Origin of the sequence: Peribacillus sp. Bi134 (genome assembly GCF_918698065.1) — a bacterium.
In the GTDB taxonomy this organism is placed as follows: Bacteria; Bacillota; Bacilli; order Bacillales; family DSM-1321; genus Peribacillus.
The window spans coordinates 29,522-48,061 of record NZ_CAKKLN010000008.1 but is presented as its reverse complement, the minus strand read 5'-3'; the positions used below and the strand labels follow the sequence as shown (position 1 = coordinate 48,061).

Sequence of the window (18,540 nt, the reverse complement as noted above, 5' to 3'; positions counted from 1 at the left end):
AAATTGGCACGTTAAATGCAAGGATAATTAATATGAATTGTCTTAATTAAACGGGGAGAGCGAACAAAAAACTGAGAAAAACTTAATTTTCAAAGAGTTTGTCTACAGTCTGGGCTAATTATGCAGCTCTTTTTTTATGGGGCCATAGGGGCAGCTATATTGCGCAGTATGCCGGAACCATAAAAAGTGAATCGAAGCTCTAAGTTATCTCCTAACAAGGGGAGTCAGGATTTATAAAACACATTATTTCTAATTTTTCAAACTGCCTGCGGCTTGAAGTGGCAAAAAAATAACTTGTATTCAGCAGGGTTTGTATATTCTTCTTCTGTCAATAATGGTTATGGAATCAGAATTTCTGCCTTTTGTATATAACTTTACCGTTTTGTCGTGAAAGGAACTTATGAAAATGCTCGAGAAGGGTAAAATCGGAAGCCGTCAACTGACGATATTAGTGATTTTATATACGCTTGGAGATTCTATATTAGTCATTCCCTCCATTGTCGCTTCTGAAGCTAAACAAGATGGTTGGATTTCGGGTATTATAAGCGTGGTGATAGCACCGTTATTGGTTGTTTTTATATATGACGCTTTAAGGAAATGCTATCCTGATTTAACATTAGTGGAATACAGCCAAAAAATTCTGGGTAAGTGGCTGGGAATAGCAATTTCTATTTTATTTATAAGCTACTTTTTTATAACCACAGCGACTTATCTGAGTGAAATTGGGGATTTTATGATAAGTCATATTATGCCTGATACTCCAAATCAAGTGATCATGATTCTATTTATGAGTGTCGTCCTCATGGCCGCACGTCTTGGTTTGGAACCTTTGGCCCGAAGCGCAGAAATATTTTTCCCATTTGTTGTATTACTTGTATCAACATTGATAATTCTTCTACTTCCTGAGATTAAATTTCAAAACCTGCAACCCATATGGGAGGGGGGATTGAAACCGGTTATACGGGGATCTATACCATTTATTGTTTTTCCGTTTATTGAACCGGTTGCGATTCTAATGATTCTCCCGTTCGTAAGTCAAAAAGACAGAATAAGAAAAAGCCTTTTTGTCGGTCAAGTGTTGGCTGGAAGTGTTTTGATCATTATAACCATGTTAGCACTTCTTGTACTTGGTCCAGAGTCAACAGCAAGACAAAATTATCCAATCTATATGTTGGCTAAGAAAATAAATATCGGTGATTTCATGATGCGGCTGGAAGCAATACTAGCCATAATATGGTTCATCACCATTTTTATTAGATTTAGTTTGTTTTTTTATGTGACCGTTTTAGGCTTGGCACAAACGTTTAAATTGCAAGATTATCGTCCTCTGATTTTTCCGTTTGGTATCCTTTTGATTGCCTTTACATTGATTATGACACCCAATATAGTCCATTATAGTAAATTCATTTCAGAAATCTGGCCGTTTTATGCAATGACATTCGGGTTTCTGCTTCCGGTGATATTACTAATAATCTCCAAAGTTCAGAAAAATGATGGACCAAACTAAGGGGTCTTATTTGTTAAGAAACTTGTGTAAATTTCTAGAAGGTTTTTATAGTTATATAGAAGCTCAGGTGTTATTCCATAAAAGTGCGCAATTCTTTACTTTATCTCAGTTTTTATGAGGGTTTATAAAACCCCTCGACGCGCTTTTCCCGCAGGAGTCTCGCACACCCGATCCAATCAACTGTACTAGATTATCCTTCATGTTTTTTTACAGTTATCCTTAATGGATGGAAGAAATTCGCGACACTCCTGCCGAATAACTGGCTAGCCGAGACCCCACAGACGCTTGCGTCGAGGAGGCTTGGCAGACAGTCGGCGGAAAGGGAGCGGATTTCTGAAATCAACTGTAGACAAATTCAAAGAAAATAACTGTAGGCAAACTGCTTTCTTCGAATCTGTCTACAGTCTGGGAGTTGCTTTTGCAGCTCTTTTTCTTATGGAGCTAAAGGGGCAGCTAGTATAACAAGAATAGGTGGATTTAATTTAATAGAGGAGGATTGAAAGAAAAGGCTAATTTGATCAAAAAGAGGATTTAATAGACAATAAAAAATAGTTTGACTTTTTTTACAACTATGTTTATATTTGGTTTAATACTAACTACCGTTAGTTAATAAAATTCTAAAAGTAGGTGTTAGAAATAAAAAGTAATCTAATGAATCATAGGTTGTAAGCGATTACACCTTGTGTCTGTAAATTTATATGAAAAGATTTTTATTTAAAACCAGGAGATGATACTTATGAAATATCCACTTACACCAGATGTAAAGCCAGAGTTTTGTACAACAGGAACCTTTATGCGTTTACCTTCTCAAAAGCATGATGCAAAGCTGGCAATTGTGGGTATGCCTTTTGATACAGCAGCTTCTTTTAGGGTGGGAGCCAGGTTTGCTCCTCAAGCCATTCGCCAAGCATCCATGACCCTGTTTCCTTATCATCCTATTCATAAGGTATATCCTTTTGAACAATTGAATGCCATTGATATAGGGGATATCCCTGTTATTCCCCATAATATTCATCGAAGTTATGATCTAATGAAGGAATCCATGTTTGAATTGATGTCCAAAGGGGTCATACCTATTGGATTAGGGGGAGATCATTCTGTCACTTTAGCTAGTTTACGAGCTGCGGCAAAGGTATATGGCCCGGTAGCCATGATTCATTTTGATTCCCATACAGATACTTGGGATACATATTATGAGGAAAAATATTGGCATGGATCTCCATTTATACGTGCACACGAAGAAGGTTTGCTGCAGGCAGATAAAGTATTTCAAGTAGGAATCCGAGGTACGCTAAACCACTCTGGAGATTTACAGGCAAGTCTTGATTTAGGTTATCATTTGATTACAACTGGTGAACTTTCCAATCGTGGATTTGAAGATGTTTTGAAAGAGATTAGAAAAACCATTGGTAACACACCTTGTTTCTTGACATTTGATATAGATTTCGTTGATCCTTCTTTTGCTCCAGGTACAGGTACACCTGAAGCAGGCGGTTTTAGCAGCTTTGAAACACTTAAAATGATTCGTGCCCTAACTGACTTTAACTTTATAGGATATGATGTGGTTGAAGTGCTGCCATCATATGATCCAAGTCAAATCACTTCACTTTTAGCAGCAACACTTGTACATGAGTTTGCTAGCCTAGCAGCATTAGGTACGAAAGAAGTCAATCAATAAAAAGCAGTCATTACATTAGATAAAGGGGGCAGCTCTTTGCGATGAAAGGATTACCCGAGCTTAAGCGTTCACTAAATACAAGATATGTTATTGTATTTGGACTTTCCTTTATGGCGCCTGTGACAGTCTTTAGCACATATGGTATCGCCATTGATCGTACCCAGGGAATGATTCCGACAGCATATATAATTGCTTTAATTGTCATGCTGTTCACTTCATATAGTTACGCAAAAATGGTTCAGGTGTATCCGACTACAGGTTCAGCTTATACCTTTGTGCAGAAAGGAATTAATTCACATCTTGGTTTTCTGGTAGGATGGGTAATTTTATTGGATTATCTTTTCAGTCCTATGATCAGTGCTTTACTTTTTGGGATTATGGTGAATGCTTACTTCCCTGGTATTCCTATCATTGCAGTTATTATTTCTTTTATTATAGGTGTGACTACCATTAATATTTTTGGGATTAAGGTTGCTGCAAATGTGAATACCTTTTTGGTGTTATTTCAATTTCTTTTTATCATTATCTTCAGCCTGCTTTGTATAAATGGACTTTTAGCAGGAAAAGGTACCGGAGAGTTGTTTTCGAAGGATCCGTTTTTTAGTCCTGACGTAAATTTTAATAATCTGCTCTCGATTGTACCTCTATTATGTTTTAGTTTTCTTGGGTTTGATGCGGTTACAACATTAGCTGAAGAAACCAAAAATCCGAAAAAAACACTTCCTAAAGCTATTTATGCTACGACATTGATCGGGGGGGTATTATTTGTTGCATCTACCTATTTTGCACAATCCATTTTCCCGAACTTCAATGCTTTTAAGAACCCTGATACAGCTATAGTGGATATCATGATTTATACCGGGGGTAATTTTCTGAATAGTTTGTTTATTTCCGTGGTAGTGACATCTGCTACTGCTTCTGCAATAGCTTCAGGAGGCAGCGGAGCTAGGATCTTATATGCAATGGGGAGAGATAATGTTCTGCCTAAGAGGGTTTTCGGATATGTTTCTCCAAAATTCCAAACGCCCATTTTCAATATCCTAATCATTGCTTGTGTTGCAATGAGTGCTGTATTTTTGGATATCGCAACAGCTACTTCTTTCATTAACTTTGGAGCCCTGTTTGCTTTTACATTCGTTAATCTTTCAGTGCTTATCCATTATTTTGTGAGGCAGAAGCAGAGATCGCCTAAAAGTATCGTTTTATATTTACTTCTTCCCTTAATAGGCACCGGTATAACTATATTGTTTATGACAAAGTTAGATATCCATTCTTTAGTATTAGGGATTACTTGGATGGCAGTAGGGTTCATATATTTATTGTACTTAACTAAAATGTTTAAGGAACGTCCTCCTGAACTGAATTTTGCAGAGCAAAAAGAAGAATTTGATGTAAAACTAGTGCAATGATCAGTTACTGTTTATTATTTTGAATGAAAAGAGGTAAACTCCATGGCTATTAAAAACGCGGATATTGTTCTTTCCAGTGATGCTATTTTTACAGGGCTTGCACAAGAGCCGACGTCTGGTGCAATTGCTATCTTAGGTGACAAAATTATGAGTGTAGGATCAAAAGCGGAGATTGAACCTTTTATAGGTAGTGAGACAAAAGTATTTAACTATGGAAATCAATTAATTATGCCTGGTTTTCATGATTTTCATCTCCACATCATGTTTAGTGCCCTAAGTTTAAATAGTGTAAATTTATTTGAAGCCAGGTCAGCTCATGAAGTAGCTGCAAAAGTACGGGAATTTTCTAAAGACTGTCCTGAGGAAGAATGGATTATTGGTATGCAATGGGACGCAGGTTATTGGCATGATAAACAAGAGCCCCATTATAAAATACTTGATGCTGTTATTCCAGATCGTCCTGTTGTTCTTTTTCATGCTGAGGGTCATTATACATGGGTGAACAGTAAGGCCATGGATTTAGCAGGAGTTACTGAGGATATACGTGATCCGGATTTTGGTCGCTATGAAAGAGATAAGAATGGTTTACTTACTGGGATTTTATATGAAGAAGCCCAGCAAATCGTTTTAAAAGAGGCATTACGGTTAACACAAGATAAAAAAGAAACGATACTAAAAAAGTATTTAAGATTGTTATCGCAATATGGGATTACTTCTGTAAACGATTTGTTTGCTCCAATAGATGACTTCCTTCAAGACTATGACCTTTTCGAGAAATTAGATAAGCAAGGAGGATTAACGACTAGATTTCATATCACTCCTGAATTAGATGGCAATTTGGATAAAGCCCAAAAGCTGAGAAATAAATATGAATCAAAGAAACTTCAATTTTCAGGATTAAAGCAATTTGTTGATGGAACAGTCACGGGTCATACCGCTTACTTCCTGAAACCTTACTCCGATCAAGTGGATATCTGTGGTCATCCAGCTCTAAATCCAGAAGTATTGATTGATCGAGTTGTTAAAGCAGATGAACTTGGATTTAGAATCCGGTTTCACGCTATTGGAGATGCGGCAATTCGTTTAGCTTTAGACGCTTTTGAAGAAGCAGTACGTAAGAATGGAAAAAGAGACTCAAGGCATACAATAGAACATATTGAAGTAATCGATTCGGATGATATTGAACGTTTTTCCAAACTAGGGGTCATTGCCTCGATGCAGCCTGATCACATGGCTGCTTCATCAAGAGAGGTATATTCTTCAATTATAGGTCCTGAAAGGGAAAAAAATGTTTTCCTGACGAAGTCGCTTTTAAATTCAGGTGCATCTTTAGCATTAGGAACAGACTTTCCGGTTTCCATCTCATTAAATCCAATGCGGCAAATATATACTGCCATTACAAGAGTTGATAGCAGTGGAGATCCAAAAAATACATGGCATCCTGAACAAAAGCTCACTTTGGCAGAGGCATTGCAAGCATATACATATGGCTCAGCCTATGGGAGTTTCAGGGAGGATGAGCTAGGTACAATAGAAGAGGGAAAACTTGCTGATCTTGTGGTTTTAGACAGAAATCTTTTCGATATTCCAGAAAGTGAAGTGCTCAAAGCTAAAGTGGAACTTACAATAAACGATGGGGAAATTGTGTATAAAAGTGAAGAAACATATTTATCCAGCATATTCTAATTCTCTAATCATTTAGAGAAACAGAGGTATCAAATATTTAGTTTAAAAAGGGAAATGAGTTTATAATGATATTAACTAACGTTAGATAGTTTGGGGGATCATTATGACAAAAAATGAAATTAAAAACATTTCCTTAACGCTTTTTACCAAGTATGGATACGAGGGAACCGCTTTATCGGAAATTGCCAAGAGGGTAGGAATACAAAAACCCTCAATCTATAACCATTTCAAAAATAAGGATGACCTTTTCTTGTGTCTGTTTGAAGAAATACTAGAAGAGCATATAAACCAGGTCGAACAATTTGTCGAAGAAATAAATACACTCTCTTCTGAAGAAAAGTTAAAGCATATCCTTCTTGATACTTGTAACTATTATAAAAACCATGAAGATAAAGCAACTTTTTTAAAGAGGGCAATGATTTTCCCGCCGGAGCATTTGAAGCACATATTAAATGATAAATTCCTTAGATCTGAAGAATCATTTTCCGCTATCTTACATGATATCTTTGTCGAAGGAATTGACAAAAAAGAAATACGCCAAGGGACAATCGAGAACTTAATCATGTCCTATCTCTGTTTGATTGATGGGATATTCATGGAATTTTCTTATTATGGAAAAGAGAATATGGAACCTAGAATTCAGAATATATGGGAAAATTTTTGGTATGGACTAAGTGGATGATACGTTCAAACAGTTCATGCTCTAAAAGCTATCTAATAGGAATACATTATTTGCTCATATAGAGTAAGTGAGTTTGTCGACAAAAGGGATTCCATCTAAACAAAGTTGATTGGATCGGGTGTTCGAGACCCCGCAGGCGCATAGGCGCCGGGGAGGCTCCCGGAACGCCCGCGGAAAGCGAGTGCCTGGAGTGGAAATCAACGTTCATATTCTAACACTCCCTCAAAAAAATGTAGGCAATCCTAATTAATATCAAATTTGTCTACAGTCTGCCTTGCTCATACCGAGTATGTTTTTTAAATATAATAAAAGCTATGTGAATATAAGGTTTCACATAGCTTTATTATTATTTTTGGTTATGTGATTAGCATGGTCGCCATCTACACGTAAATCTTATTTTTAATCTGAAGCTAGGAATACCTGCCAAAAATCCTGCTTTAAAGTAAACTTACAATTCCTTTGACTTAATCCTTTTAATTAACTCTTCAAACCAATATATTGTGTGATCAGTCCTGGTCGAAAAATAGCTACCCAAAAATTCACGAATATTCTCGTTGCCATTAGGTTCTGACTCGAAATTCCCTAGCTGCTCCCAAATAGCCTTGATGGACTTTACTTTTTTTTCTAGTATTTCCACTACTTTGTCCCGATCTACATACTTGATGTTGGCTAAACCTACAATCATATCCTTAATTTCATCCGCACTTTCAAATAATTTATAGATTTTCTTTGGTAGTTCTTCGCGACCCTTAGCTGTAATCGCAAATACTTGTTTATCAGGCCGATGTTCTTCTTTTATGACTTCAACTGGTTCGACTAAACCTTGTTTTACTAATGATTCAAAATGGTAGTACAGTTTACTTTCAGTTAACCCGCCCAGGCGATCCAACGGAATGGGTTCTGAAAGCTGTTTTTTTAATTTATAAGGATAGTTTTTATCCTCCATCAGCTTGCTCAATATAAAAATTTGAATAGACATTTACTACGCTCCTTTAAGAAGTATTATCTCCTTATTGTAGCAAAAACTAAGCTGAGATTTCTGCCGCTTTCTTTTCAACTTCTGTTTCAGAAACCTGTACTGGCATTGGTTTTTGTAAAAACGCGACAATAGCCATATTAATTAACATTGCAACGGCACCTACCGCAGCCATTGACCAAATATATGGACTTGGACTGATGCTGCCAAATAGGTTTGCAAAGTATGCTTGCACCGAGTAATACATCGGTGAAATGTGGCTCATCCATTCATACGGTAAATGCATCATATCACGTGTGATAGTGGCACCATTAGCTATTGTTTGCATTAATAAAATCGGTAAGTTTAAAATCATGCCGCCTTCACCAAATAAGAAGATTAAAATCGCGGTGAAATTAAAACATACCATATAGTTTAGTATTTGTTGACCTACTATACCGAAGAATAGGTCACCGCTCGGCTTGTCAATTAAATATGCTACACCTACAGCGATGATTGATGAAACCACTGCAATCAATAATGCAGCCATTTGCACATAAGTGAATAACCGTGTTTTGCTTGCTTTTCCCCGGCTGGCTCTAAATGCACCCACTAATTGCATCGCCCCGATCATCGCCCCTACATAACCGGCCATTGTTAAGAACATAGGCAGCATATTATGATTCATGCCATCCGGTATTTCGTTGATTGTAACGACATTTCCTACATAGGATTTCTCAATCTTTTCGGCTAATTCAGCGGCTTGCTTTTCTGGTACATTAAAGTTCATCAATACGCCCTGAGCTGTTTGTTGCGAGAATTGTGTGCTTAACTGACTGTTAATTTCAGTTACGATCGCATTCATGGTAGAAGAAACGACCGTTGCCCCTGCCTCATTGATTGTAAAATCGATGCTTGATGACGCTTCACCTTTTTGTATATTCTCAGAGAAGGTTTTTGGGATGTGAACGACTAATGCTAAATCATTGTGCTCCAAATCCTTTAAGGCTTGTTTATTGGTTATATCCGTCTCGATTTCTTTAAAGGGTAAATTTTCTTGTAAATTTTCGGCGATCATCGCTCCATTTTTACCAGCATCATCATTGATGATGGCGATCGGTAATTTATCGACATTTCCTGGAATGGCTGTATACCCAGGCAAGAAGATGCCTAGCATGGCAACTGCATAGAAAATCCCCATAAAGATTGCCGCTGTTGCACCTCTTGTTTTTAAGAATGCAGTAAATTTCATATGTTGAATCCATCCTTTTAATTTCAGTATTTTACTCAATTTTGAGTACTCTAATTAGAGTAGTTTAAATTGAAGTACTTTGAATTTTATTTTATTTTATATAAAAAGTCAATTGAAAAATTTTATGTATATGAAAAAACTCGCAACAAAGCAGAACGTCAAAACTTCTGCTTTGTTGCGAGTAACTATTAGGGAGGGAGGCATTTTGATTCCTTCGGCACTTCTCTGACTAGCATATATGACATCGTTTTAGATACTCATTTTCTCAGTGTCATTAAACCTGTTTAATACAACTTCAACAAATGCCTCTACTGCTGGAGACAGCCATTTCTTCTTTTTTATCAGCATATAGGAATAAATGGGATCGAGATTTTCTGAATGATTAAGTATTTTCAGCTTGCCGCTCTCCACTTCATCTTTCACTGTAATATAAGGCAATACCGAAAATCCAAGTCCGCTCATGACAATCTGTTTGATTGCTTCAATACTCCATAACTCCATGGTTTGAAAGATATCCATTTCATGCTTTATTAAATATTTTTCAAACATGGTCCGATAACTGCAGCCTTCTTCATTTGTGATGAAGAAATGGTTGGTATTTGTGCCGATATTTTTATATGCATCAAAATGATCAGGACCGTCAGGACTGCTCACAAGAACGATTCTCTCCTCAATTAAAGAATAATGAATGCATTTTTCCAGTTTAATTTCCGGATAGACCATTAAAGCGACATCAACCCGCCCACTTATTAAATCGATTTGGTTTTGGCCACATGGACCGTTGGTTAATATGATTTTGACATTGGGATGTTTCAAGGAAAAATCCCTTATGATTGGACCTAACCTGGAGATTGTTAAAGACTCTGGTGCTGCCACTTTTAAAACACCTTTAACTTCATTGGTGCAACGCATGTTCTTGATCTGTTCGTGAGTGGAAAGTAAATCTTCCGCTAACGGTATTAAGTCTCTGCCTAGAGTAGTAAGCTGCAAATTTCTATTTGTATAAGTGAAAATTTCCCCGCCAATCTCATGCTCGAGCGCCTGAATATGTGAAGTTATCGTGGATTGAGTGTAACCCAACTTAGAAGCTGCCCTTGTATAACTTCCTATTTCAACAATAGTCTGAAACGTTTTAAGGTGTCTAATTTCCATATCTTTCTCCTTAAGTTGGATCATGTATCGAAAAAAATGATAATGAATTTTTTAATTTCAATTTTATTTATAGTTATAGTCATCTTACAATAAAGACTGTTCGTTAGGAAATAATGAATGAAGGTGAGATTATGAGTATAGTAGCGTTTCTTTCATATGTGATGATTACTTCGATTACGCCGGGTCCAAGTAACATCTTATTGATGAATGAAGCAAGGAGGTTTGGCTTCTTTGGGTCTTGGAGGTTCACTAGCGGCATCATGGCAGGATTTGCAGTATTAGGGATCATGAGCGGAGTATTTACAACAAGCCTCTACAATTGGATACCTATCGTGGAGCCATATTTTAAAATGGCCGGTGCCGCATATCTTCTTTACTTAGCTTGGCAGATTAGTTTGCCCAAAGGTTCAAAGAAGGAATCCAGAGATGTGCAGTCTTCTTTTATATCAGGCTTCATTCTTCAAATCATCAATGTTAAAAGCATTTTGTTCTATTTAACCGTGTTGAGTGTGTTTATTTTACCGTTTAATGAGTCGCTTAAATTCGTTGCTATATATTTAGCTTTAACGATTTTTCTGGGATGGATGGCATTGCTTCTGTGGTCTGGATTCGGCTCGCTTTTTAAAGATTTTTTTGCTAAACATGATAAGTCCTTTCGGTTAATTATGTGTCTATTATTGATTTACTCTGCCGGTACAATTTATCTGTGATTAATCAAAAAGTAGCTGTCTTTAAGTTCTTAGCTTGCTTAAAAACGATAAGCTTTAAAAAAAATAAGCAATCTTAATTTATGAACAATGACATTAATGCGGTCTTTTTTTCATACGATATTTTTGGGGTGAAAAAATGGCAAGAGTAAGTTACCGGAGCTCAGATGTCGACTTAATGGCAAGGATGATGAGAGCAGAAGCCGAAGGTGAAGGAAAACAAGGGATGTTATATGTTGGAAATGTAATTGTTAATCGTCTTAAAGCGAATTGTATAGACTTTATAGATTTAAGAACAATTCCACAGGTCATTTATCAAGTACAAGGAGGAAATTATTCTTTTGAAGCAGTTCAAAAAGGTAATGTATTTTATCAAAGAGCAAGATCTGCTGAAAAAAGATTAGCAAAACAGAATTTGGATTATTGGAGGGAACACCCAGGGAAATATGCCCTTTGGTATTTTAATCCATATGCCCCGTGTCCTCCAACATGGTACGATCAACCTTTTGCTGGTCAATTTAAAAATCATTGTTATTATGAACCAAAACCTGGAACATGTGAAAGTGTTTATACCGGAGGTTGACTGGGAGCTATTATTTCATTTCAAGGAGCTGATCAGCAGCTCCTTTTTTTTATTCAACAATCGGGCATTTCAAAAAGGTAATATGGATTATATGGTAAAATATAGTAAAAAAACGGATTATTGTTTGGGGGACTTTTAGTGGAGGCTATAATATTTTTTGTTTATTATACTGTTGGGTTATTCATTCTCTATATAGTTATTGAAACAGCAGTAAGAAAAGGAATTAACAATTCAATTATCGGTCAATTTCTTGAAAAAAAATATGGGGTTAAAGAAGATAAAAAGTCTTTTCTTGATGATGATTTAGATAATGAAAATAAAACGGATCATTAAAATAAGGGAGGTTGCTACGGTAACCTTTTTTTAGTGGGAATCTTTTAAAAATAAATTCAAAAAGACAACAATGATCTTACTCAAAACAGACGCCAGTTTGTGGAAAAGCACACCTATTCAGTGTCTTTCCGAGGGCGACTAAATTCTCCGTAGTAGACCTTCCGCTTTTCTCGTTCGGATTCAATATTTTCGATGAAAGCCGTTTTTACTTCCTCCAGTAACAACCCCTTTAATTTCCGAAGCTTTATTGGTCCCACTCCTGGTAACTTATCAGGTATAAGAACTTCGAAATTCCCCTGCCGTTTATAAAAACGAATGCTGCCAAGCCCCGTCCTTTCGACTTTCCCCAAAGTATATGCGAATTCAAATCGTTGCTGAATGAATGAAGATAACTCAGGCAGCCCTAAACCTTCATAGAGGGGAGGGAATTCATGATAAACTGGAGGTTCTTTGAATGATATTGAAGAGATCTTCAAATTGATACCCCTCCTTTGGTGGAATAAAGACAGACATACGTTGCCTATATTATTGTGCTATGGGCCGTTTTTTTAAACATCCTTACAGTGATGGTGCTTTCCTGTAGCCAGGAAAAATGCAGATTTTTATTAATGAAAATATATTATAAGCTAGAAGAATTTCACAGGAATCTAGATAGTTATAAATCTTTTAAATTAATTGGGGCTAAAGTTCAATATGTAATGACAATAAATCTTCAGCAAACGTGAGCGATTCTTTAATAGGATCGCTTTTTTCATTGAACTAACGGGACACCTCAATAAGAAGTCTACGGTATTAAAAATAGATAAAACGATAAAACTTTAAATGGAAGGTTATTAGATGGTACATAAGTTGAAGGGGGCTAAATGATGACCGAATTAAACGGGAAAGTAATTATAGTAACAGGTGGGGGCAGCGGAATCGGAAAGGAGACTGCATTGCAGCTATCAACAAAAGGTGCATCCGTAGTAATTGCAGATTATAATGAAAATTCTGCCAATGAAGTGGTTGCTGAGATAGAAGCCGCATCTGGTATGGCAGCTTCCTATAAAGTTGATGTATCAAAAGGTGATGAAGTTAGTGCTCTTATTGATTGGACAGTAGAAAGATACAGTACTTTAAACGGGATCTTTAACAATGCTGGAATTGGTCTGGTAAAGCCTTTCTTGGAGATGGATCCAGAATCATATCATCGGGTCATTGATGTTGACCAACACAGTGTATATTATGGGATGTATTATGGAGCTAAAAAGATGGTTGAATTAAATGTAAAAGGAACTATCGTTAATACAGCATCAATTTATGGAACAATGGCAGCAGTTGGCAGCTTTAATTATAACGCAGCTAAGGCAGCTGTGGTCATGATGTCTAAATCCGGGGCATTAGAGTTAGCTGAACATGGTATCCGAGTCGTAGGAGTTGCTCCAGGATTCATCGATACGCCAATACTTGGTGACAATGAAGAAGTGAAAAATGCTCTAGCTGCACAGCATATGCGGGAAAAGCTCATCCAACCGAAGCAAGTAGCTAGCGTAGTTACGTTCTTGTTTAGTGAAGGGGCCAGTGCAATTAATGGTCAAACAATCCCTGTTGACGATGGTTTCCTAAGCTTCAAATCTAAATAAGAATTCTTAAAAAAAGACTTAACGGTGTAAATTTTTTACGCCGTATTTTTATGTGAATTAGCTTTTAACCTTCAATTGAGAAGCATACCTAAGATTTTTTAGATCTTAGAAGAGAAGGTTAAAGGAATGTAACCTTCCTTTAAGTTGTTGTTGAAATCCGAATAATTCTAGAGCAGTCGCGAGATTGTGATTCGGTACTTAACGTTTGTATCCTTTGAATAAATTACTCCTGTAAAAGCCAGATTATTAACATAGGAAATATAAGTGATATAAATGAGGGTCCTGTATGAACCAAGCTGGTGTGAATGAAAAGTATAAGGTATCGCCATTTTATGTGTTTTTTTTACTGCATTCCATGCAAACTGGGTTAGGTGTGTTAAATTTTCAAAGAGATTTAGCCAAGACGACGGGAACCGATGGCTGGATCTCCATACTCCTAGCCGGACTGATTGTTCATATATTAATTTGGCTTATATATAAGATTTTCAGTATTGTTCCCGGTGATATCATTTCTGCTAATAATCATGCATTTGGTAAATGGATCGGAAATATCTTTAGTCTCTTATTCATTCTGTACTTTTTCGCCCTTGGAATGACGGTCATAATCGGCTATATAAATGTAATTCATGTTTGGATGTTTGAAGAGATACCTTCTTGGGCATTTGCTTTGGTTTTCCTGATCCTGATTTATTATATATGTACGGGAGGTTTCCGAACCATTACGGGTATAGCCTTTTTAACCGTAATCGTTTCATACTGGCTATTATTTGTACCATTATATGGTTTTAAATACGCAGATTTCAATGGTTTTCTTCCTATTTTCGATCATACTTTAATGGAAATAATGAAAGGAACTAGAAGTACTTCATTATCAATGCTTGGTTTTGAAATGATCCTGATGTTTTATCCATTCATCAAAAATCCTGAAACATCACAAAAATATGCTCATGGAGGAGCCTTGGCCACTACGTTATTGATCCTATTACTTTATTTTGTTTCGACAGTCTTCTATTCACAGAAACAGTTGGTCCTTACCCTATGGCCAACACTCTCATTGACCAGTGTCATTGAATTCCCCTTTATTCAACGTTTCGAATACATAACTGTTTCTTGGTGGGCCATCGTCATCATTCCCAACATGGTCATTCCTTTGTGGGCTGCCAGCAGGGGTGTCAAGCGCTTATTCAACGTCCAGCAAATGTATCCCTTATGGGTAATGTCCATAATCATATTGCTTGTCAGTATATTTTTTTTCGATGTCGATTCCTTATATGTATTAAATAAAATAATCAATCCATACAGCGTGGGCTTCCTTGTTTTATACTTGCCGCTTCTTTTTGTTTTAATAAGCATAAAAAAATCGAGAAAACGTTTATGACAAATTATCATTTATATAAATATATTACTCGGACTGTAGACAAACTTGAAAAAAAGAGAGTTTGCCCGCAGTTTTTTATTTTAAAAACCGTTCCAGGTGATTTCAGAAATCCGCTCCCTTTCCGCCGACTGTCTGCCAAGCCGCATCAAAGCAAGCGTCTATTTTTAAATGAGCTATTACAGAACTTCTATCAGCTTAGTTTGGGGTTAAATTCACAATATCTTATGGAGTTAACGGCAGGTTAGTAACCCAGTATCTTCACATTTACATCCAATATTTATGGCACTATTCTGATCTTTTCAGAAAAAAGCAATTACTCATTTTTGTATATTAATTTGAAAGTATTTAATAAAAAAAGCCAGGAAACCCTGCCTATATATTTATCTTTTTATGAAATACTTCATATAGGAGAAGGCAGCATAAAAGGGTCATCTTTTTTAATTCGTTAATGATATCCCTTCTAAAACCTGATCCCAAATGGCATTATTACTGGGATCATTACGAGGAACTCGTACAAAGCATATCCCATCATGTGGCCAGTTCATGTCTGTAACTCCTTTTAAACCATCTACCGGCTGCATAAACAATAGGTTAAACTTACCCGTTGTAAGTTGAGATAAAATAGATTGTAATTCAATAATATCTTCATAGTTCGCCGTTGACCACTCATATCTGATGAATAAAGTATTTTTACTTTGTTCGATTTTTGTAAGGAAGTTTTGGATGCGATGATTCAGCTTATTTTTAAATGCTGGATATTGAACAATCCAATCTTGGTTTGGTTTCTTCGGAAAATCATGAACGGAATCAATCTTATATTGGCTATCATGAATAAAATGGGCTTTTGATGGTTGAGTACCCCCTGGTTCAAGAACAACATTTCCTTCATCAACAAAATGAGCGAGTATATTTTTCTCATGCATATTTTCTAACTCCATATATCCCTCGAATTTATTCTTTAATAATCTATTTACTTCAGGGAGAAAACCAGACTGAACCCAATCCAAGGGAAATGAATTCCTTCTTAAATCATGCCTCTTTGTATGGAGGGCAGGACCACACCAGCTGCCCAAACCAGCGATCAATTCATATGATCCTTTTATGTCCAATAAATTCAAATAATCACTCCTCTGCTTTTTAATATTCTATATCAGAGCAATTCTATTTGATTGGACAATTAAAAAATGTGTGTAAAAAAGATGTCAACATAAGAAAAGTTTATAACTTTAAATCTCTCTGTTTAAAAGGTTTCCACGGAAGCCTTTATTCATTGTTGAACCAGAGGAGTAAGATACCAAACTTTTCTTTTATCGAAAGCAAGTTCGTAAATTCTTGTACTTAAAGCATAGGGTGCGTTACTGAAGATCGGTGCTGTCTTTAAGGCAGCTTTTTCTTATGGCTCTAACGGGGCAGGATAGTTGAAGAGTGCTCTTTGACCTTTCTTCAACTATTGGGCCAGTTTGTTAAAGAAGGATATTTTCTGTTTTTAGAGAATTAAAATTTAAGAATACAGGATATTGCAAAATAACAGGAACATAGGAGGTATGAAATATGAAGATCCACAGAATAGATCATGTAGGTGTAATCGTAAATGATCTCTCTGCTGCTAAAGAGTTTTTTCTCGATTTTGGACTTGAAGTGCAAGGGGACTGGGAGATGGAAGGAGAATTGATGGATAAGATGAGTGGGCTTAATGACGTTAAAGTAGCATGTGTAGGATTGGGGAAGCCAGACGGTCAGGCATGGATAGAGCTAATTAAATTTCATACGCCGTCAGATGAAAAAGATATTCAGCAACCTTTTGCAAATACCCTGGGTATCCGGCATATTGCATTTGCTGTTGAAGATATTGAAGCACTTGTTGCCAAATTGAAAAAGAAAGGTACGGAAATCTTTAGTGAGATACAACAATATGAAGAAAGTTATAAGTTATGCTACTGTCGTGGACCAGAGGGAATTATTTTAGAGTTGGCGGAGCAAATCAAATGAATTAAGGGTTATTAATAGTTGTTGGGTCAATTGTGGATTTAGAATAAAGTCACGATGCTTTGCCCCTTTAGATGTTATCAAAAGGATTATTTTTATAGTGAAAGGAAAAGTACATCTGAATTAAAAGTGGATAGGTAATTGTTGAGTGACAATAGAGTTGTTCCGCAATCGGGCAATTATATTGAATAAGAGGTTAGATAAAACTCCACATTTTTATGCAGCAACCAGGCTTTTTCAGAAGCCAAAAACGTTGATGTGAAAAAATGTATAAAATCATGCATGAATGATAAAAAACGAACAGGTGCCAAACCCTTTAACTGTATGGGATTTACATTACTTTGTTTACTGGATATAAAAAAAGCCACCTTCAAAATGGTGGCTTGTGATATTTGTCATTCTTGTTTTATAAATAAAGAACCTGCTGTATCAAAGTCATTGATGGTATACCCTCTGTTAATTTTCATGAACAGCAATTCTTCCAATTACTTAGGAAACTTTATAAATAATAACACCACTAATCCTGAGATATATTAATAACAGCAATAATGCAACAATGCATATCGTTCCGATCAAAGCTAAAACATTAAGGATTTTATTTGCTTTTGTACTAAACAGCTTACAAAATACAATATAAACTCCAACTCCAATAATTCCACCTAATGTATTTCCCATAAAGTCAGTTATATCGCTAGCTCCTATAGCAAAGCTGAATTGCAATACTTCAAATAACAAACTAACTCCTGCTATTACTGCAATCTTATTCAAGAAAGACCAATTTGGTTTTAGCATACTGATATAAATTCCAAATGGGATAAATGCAAGTACATTATAGATTATTTCATTAAAATCTATTTGATTATTAACATTAGCTGACCCAGCAAAAGGGATTAAGTTGATTTCCCTAAAATCCGGCAAGCCTTGAAATGAAAATTGCATTTTAAAGACTATAATCCATGTTAATGCAAATAAATATACGGCCAACAAGCCAGCAGTTATTTTTTTGATTCTCCATTTGGAATTTAATGCATACGATTGGAACCAATGCCCATTTCAAACGTAAGTAATGTAAAAGACTTAAGGTTGGGAGGCATAAGTATGAGGCAGCTTTATATAAAGCAGAAGGTATTCAGTCTTAGCGGGAAATTTACAGTAAAGGATCAGCAGGAGAAGGATATATATTACGTGGAGGGAAGTTTTATGCAAGTTCCAAAGACTTTCTCCATTATGAATACAGCAAGGGATGAAGTAGCTCTCATTACGAAAAAGGTGTTCAGCTTTTTACCAAAGTTTTTGGTTGAGGTGAATGGTCGAGAGGTATTAACAATAAAGAAGGAATTTTCCTTCTTTAAAGCACGTTATACAATTGATGCGGCAGGCATTGAAGTACATGGTAATTGGTGGGGTATGGATTTTCAAATTTTACAGAATGGTAAAATCGTAGGCAAAGTGGGCAAGGAGTGGTTCACTTGGGGCGATAGCTACAAGGTTCAAATAATAGATGAAAAGATGGAAACCATTATTATCGCACTCGTTGTTGCTATTGATTGTGTGAGGGCTGATCAAGCAGCTGCTTCCTCAGCAGCGTCGATTTAAAGTGGGAAAATTAT

18 protein-coding genes are annotated in these 18,540 nt (G+C 36.2%); 12 read left to right on the top strand and 6 right to left on the bottom strand.

The genetic code is table 11. The features are described 5' to 3' along the window. Positions 1-406 precede the first annotated feature (406 nt). From LQ188_RS18625 to LQ188_RS18605, 5 genes are all read left to right on the top strand, one after another. Positions 407-1,507, top strand: coding sequence for an endospore germination permease (locus LQ188_RS18625; RefSeq protein WP_101224769.1), 1,101 nt, complete (start codon positions 407-409; stop codon positions 1,505-1,507). 736 nt (positions 1,508-2,243) lie between these two features. Beyond that, positions 2,244-3,185 (top strand): agmatinase, encoded by a 942-nt coding sequence (gene speB / locus LQ188_RS18620; RefSeq protein WP_101224768.1) that lies wholly within the window; start codon positions 2,244-2,246, stop codon positions 3,183-3,185. 41 nt (positions 3,186-3,226) lie between these two features. Beyond that, positions 3,227-4,594 carry an APC family permease gene (locus tag LQ188_RS18615; RefSeq protein WP_230177753.1) on the top strand — a complete coding sequence of 456 codons (1,368 nt, stop codon included), beginning with the start codon at positions 3,227-3,229 and terminating at the stop codon, positions 4,592-4,594. A 42-nt stretch (positions 4,595-4,636) separates the two neighbouring features. After that, on the top strand, positions 4,637-6,280 hold the full coding sequence (locus LQ188_RS18610; protein ID WP_230177751.1) for an amidohydrolase: 1,644 nt from the start codon (positions 4,637-4,639) through the stop codon (positions 6,278-6,280). Positions 6,281-6,383: 103 nt separating this feature from the next. Further along, positions 6,384-6,962, top strand: coding sequence for a TetR/AcrR family transcriptional regulator (locus LQ188_RS18605; RefSeq protein ID WP_101224765.1), 579 nt, complete (start codon positions 6,384-6,386; stop codon positions 6,960-6,962). Positions 6,963-7,410: 448 nt separating this feature from the next. Here the strand turns inward: LQ188_RS18605 and LQ188_RS18600 are convergent, their stop codons facing one another. The 3 genes from LQ188_RS18600 to LQ188_RS18590 all read right to left on the bottom strand — a co-directional run bounded on the left by LQ188_RS18600 (position 7,411) and on the right by LQ188_RS18590 (position 10,321). Then, positions 7,411-7,941 carry a helix-turn-helix transcriptional regulator gene (locus tag LQ188_RS18600; protein WP_230177750.1) on the bottom strand — a complete coding sequence of 177 codons (531 nt, stop codon included), beginning with the start codon at positions 7,939-7,941 and terminating at the stop codon, positions 7,411-7,413. 46 nt (positions 7,942-7,987) lie between these two features. Then, positions 7,988-9,169, bottom strand: a complete 1,182-nt coding sequence (locus LQ188_RS18595) for an ABC transporter permease (RefSeq protein WP_230177749.1) — start codon at positions 9,167-9,169, stop codon at positions 7,988-7,990. A 249-nt stretch (positions 9,170-9,418) separates the two neighbouring features. After that, a complete protein-coding gene (locus LQ188_RS18590; protein ID WP_230177748.1) occupies positions 9,419-10,321 on the bottom strand; it encodes a LysR family transcriptional regulator in 903 nt (300 codons plus the stop codon). 131 nt (positions 10,322-10,452) lie between these two features. Here LQ188_RS18590 and LQ188_RS18585 point away from each other — a divergent pair, with 131 nt between their 5' ends. The 3 genes from LQ188_RS18585 to LQ188_RS18575 all read left to right on the top strand — a co-directional run bounded on the left by LQ188_RS18585 (position 10,453) and on the right by LQ188_RS18575 (position 11,944). Next, entirely contained in the window at positions 10,453-11,031 is a 579-nt protein-coding gene (locus LQ188_RS18585) for a LysE family transporter (protein ID WP_230177747.1), read from the top strand. A gap of 136 nt (positions 11,032-11,167) precedes the next feature. Beyond that, complete coding sequence (locus tag LQ188_RS18580; RefSeq protein ID WP_101224760.1) at positions 11,168-11,611, top strand: cell wall hydrolase; 444 nt, start codon at positions 11,168-11,170, stop codon at positions 11,609-11,611. 138 nt (positions 11,612-11,749) lie between these two features. Further along, positions 11,750-11,944: a hypothetical protein gene (locus LQ188_RS18575; protein ID WP_230177746.1), complete on the top strand. Its 195-nt coding sequence runs from the start codon at positions 11,750-11,752 to the stop codon at positions 11,942-11,944. Positions 11,945-12,057: 113 nt separating this feature from the next. On the opposite strand, the gene LQ188_RS18570 is transcribed toward LQ188_RS18575, so the two are convergent. Further along, positions 12,058-12,420, bottom strand: coding sequence for a hypothetical protein (locus tag LQ188_RS18570; RefSeq protein ID WP_230177745.1), 363 nt, complete (start codon positions 12,418-12,420; stop codon positions 12,058-12,060). 387 nt (positions 12,421-12,807) lie between these two features. Here LQ188_RS18570 and LQ188_RS18565 point away from each other — a divergent pair, with 387 nt between their 5' ends. Then, positions 12,808-13,566 carry an SDR family NAD(P)-dependent oxidoreductase gene (locus tag LQ188_RS18565; RefSeq protein ID WP_230177744.1) on the top strand — a complete coding sequence of 253 codons (759 nt, stop codon included), beginning with the start codon at positions 12,808-12,810 and terminating at the stop codon, positions 13,564-13,566. A gap of 286 nt (positions 13,567-13,852) precedes the next feature. Then, positions 13,853-14,944 carry a GerAB/ArcD/ProY family transporter gene (locus LQ188_RS18560; protein ID WP_230177742.1) on the top strand — a complete coding sequence of 364 codons (1,092 nt, stop codon included), beginning with the start codon at positions 13,853-13,855 and terminating at the stop codon, positions 14,942-14,944. 437 nt (positions 14,945-15,381) lie between these two features. Here LQ188_RS18560 and LQ188_RS18555 read toward each other — a convergent pair whose 3' ends face one another. Continuing rightward, positions 15,382-16,017 (bottom strand): DUF1796 family putative cysteine peptidase, encoded by a 636-nt coding sequence (locus LQ188_RS18555; RefSeq protein ID WP_230177957.1) that lies wholly within the window; start codon positions 16,015-16,017, stop codon positions 15,382-15,384. Positions 16,018-16,495: 478 nt separating this feature from the next. Between LQ188_RS18555 and LQ188_RS18550 the strand changes: the two genes are divergently transcribed. After that, entirely contained in the window at positions 16,496-16,933 is a 438-nt protein-coding gene (locus LQ188_RS18550; RefSeq protein WP_230177740.1) for a VOC family protein, read from the top strand. Positions 16,934-17,419: 486 nt separating this feature from the next. Here the strand turns inward: LQ188_RS18550 and LQ188_RS18545 are convergent, their stop codons facing one another. After that, on the bottom strand, positions 17,420-17,914 hold the full coding sequence (locus LQ188_RS18545; protein ID WP_290370126.1) for a VanZ family protein: 495 nt from the start codon (positions 17,912-17,914) through the stop codon (positions 17,420-17,422). A gap of 114 nt (positions 17,915-18,028) precedes the next feature. Here LQ188_RS18545 and LQ188_RS18540 point away from each other — a divergent pair, with 114 nt between their 5' ends. Then, positions 18,029-18,526: an LURP-one-related family protein gene (locus tag LQ188_RS18540; RefSeq protein ID WP_230177736.1), complete on the top strand. Its 498-nt coding sequence runs from the start codon at positions 18,029-18,031 to the stop codon at positions 18,524-18,526. Positions 18,527-18,540: the final 14 nt, after the last annotated feature.

Coding starts and splice junctions, on each gene's coding strand:
- LQ188_RS18625 (WP_101224769.1), top strand. CDS start 407: ATGCTCGAGAAGGGTAAAATCGGAAGCCGTCAACTGACGATATTAGTG.
- speB (WP_101224768.1), top strand. CDS start 2,244: ATGAAATATCCACTTACACCAGATGTAAAGCCAGAGTTTTGTACAACA.
- LQ188_RS18615 (WP_230177753.1), top strand. CDS start 3,227: ATGAAAGGATTACCCGAGCTTAAGCGTTCACTAAATACAAGATATGTT.
- LQ188_RS18610 (WP_230177751.1), top strand. CDS start 4,637: ATGGCTATTAAAAACGCGGATATTGTTCTTTCCAGTGATGCTATTTTT.
- LQ188_RS18605 (WP_101224765.1), top strand. CDS start 6,384: ATGACAAAAAATGAAATTAAAAACATTTCCTTAACGCTTTTTACCAAG.
- LQ188_RS18600 (WP_230177750.1), bottom strand. CDS start 7,941: ATGTCTATTCAAATTTTTATATTGAGCAAGCTGATGGAGGATAAAAAC.
- LQ188_RS18595 (WP_230177749.1), bottom strand. CDS start 9,169: ATGAAATTTACTGCATTCTTAAAAACAAGAGGTGCAACAGCGGCAATC.
- LQ188_RS18590 (WP_230177748.1), bottom strand. CDS start 10,321: ATGGAAATTAGACACCTTAAAACGTTTCAGACTATTGTTGAAATAGGA.
- LQ188_RS18585 (WP_230177747.1), top strand. CDS start 10,453: ATGAGTATAGTAGCGTTTCTTTCATATGTGATGATTACTTCGATTACG.
- LQ188_RS18580 (WP_101224760.1), top strand. CDS start 11,168: ATGGCAAGAGTAAGTTACCGGAGCTCAGATGTCGACTTAATGGCAAGG.
- LQ188_RS18565 (WP_230177744.1), top strand. CDS start 12,808: ATGATGACCGAATTAAACGGGAAAGTAATTATAGTAACAGGTGGGGGC.
- LQ188_RS18560 (WP_230177742.1), top strand. CDS start 13,853: ATGAACCAAGCTGGTGTGAATGAAAAGTATAAGGTATCGCCATTTTAT.
- LQ188_RS18550 (WP_230177740.1), top strand. CDS start 16,496: ATGAAGATCCACAGAATAGATCATGTAGGTGTAATCGTAAATGATCTC.
- LQ188_RS18540 (WP_230177736.1), top strand. CDS start 18,029: ATGAGGCAGCTTTATATAAAGCAGAAGGTATTCAGTCTTAGCGGGAAA.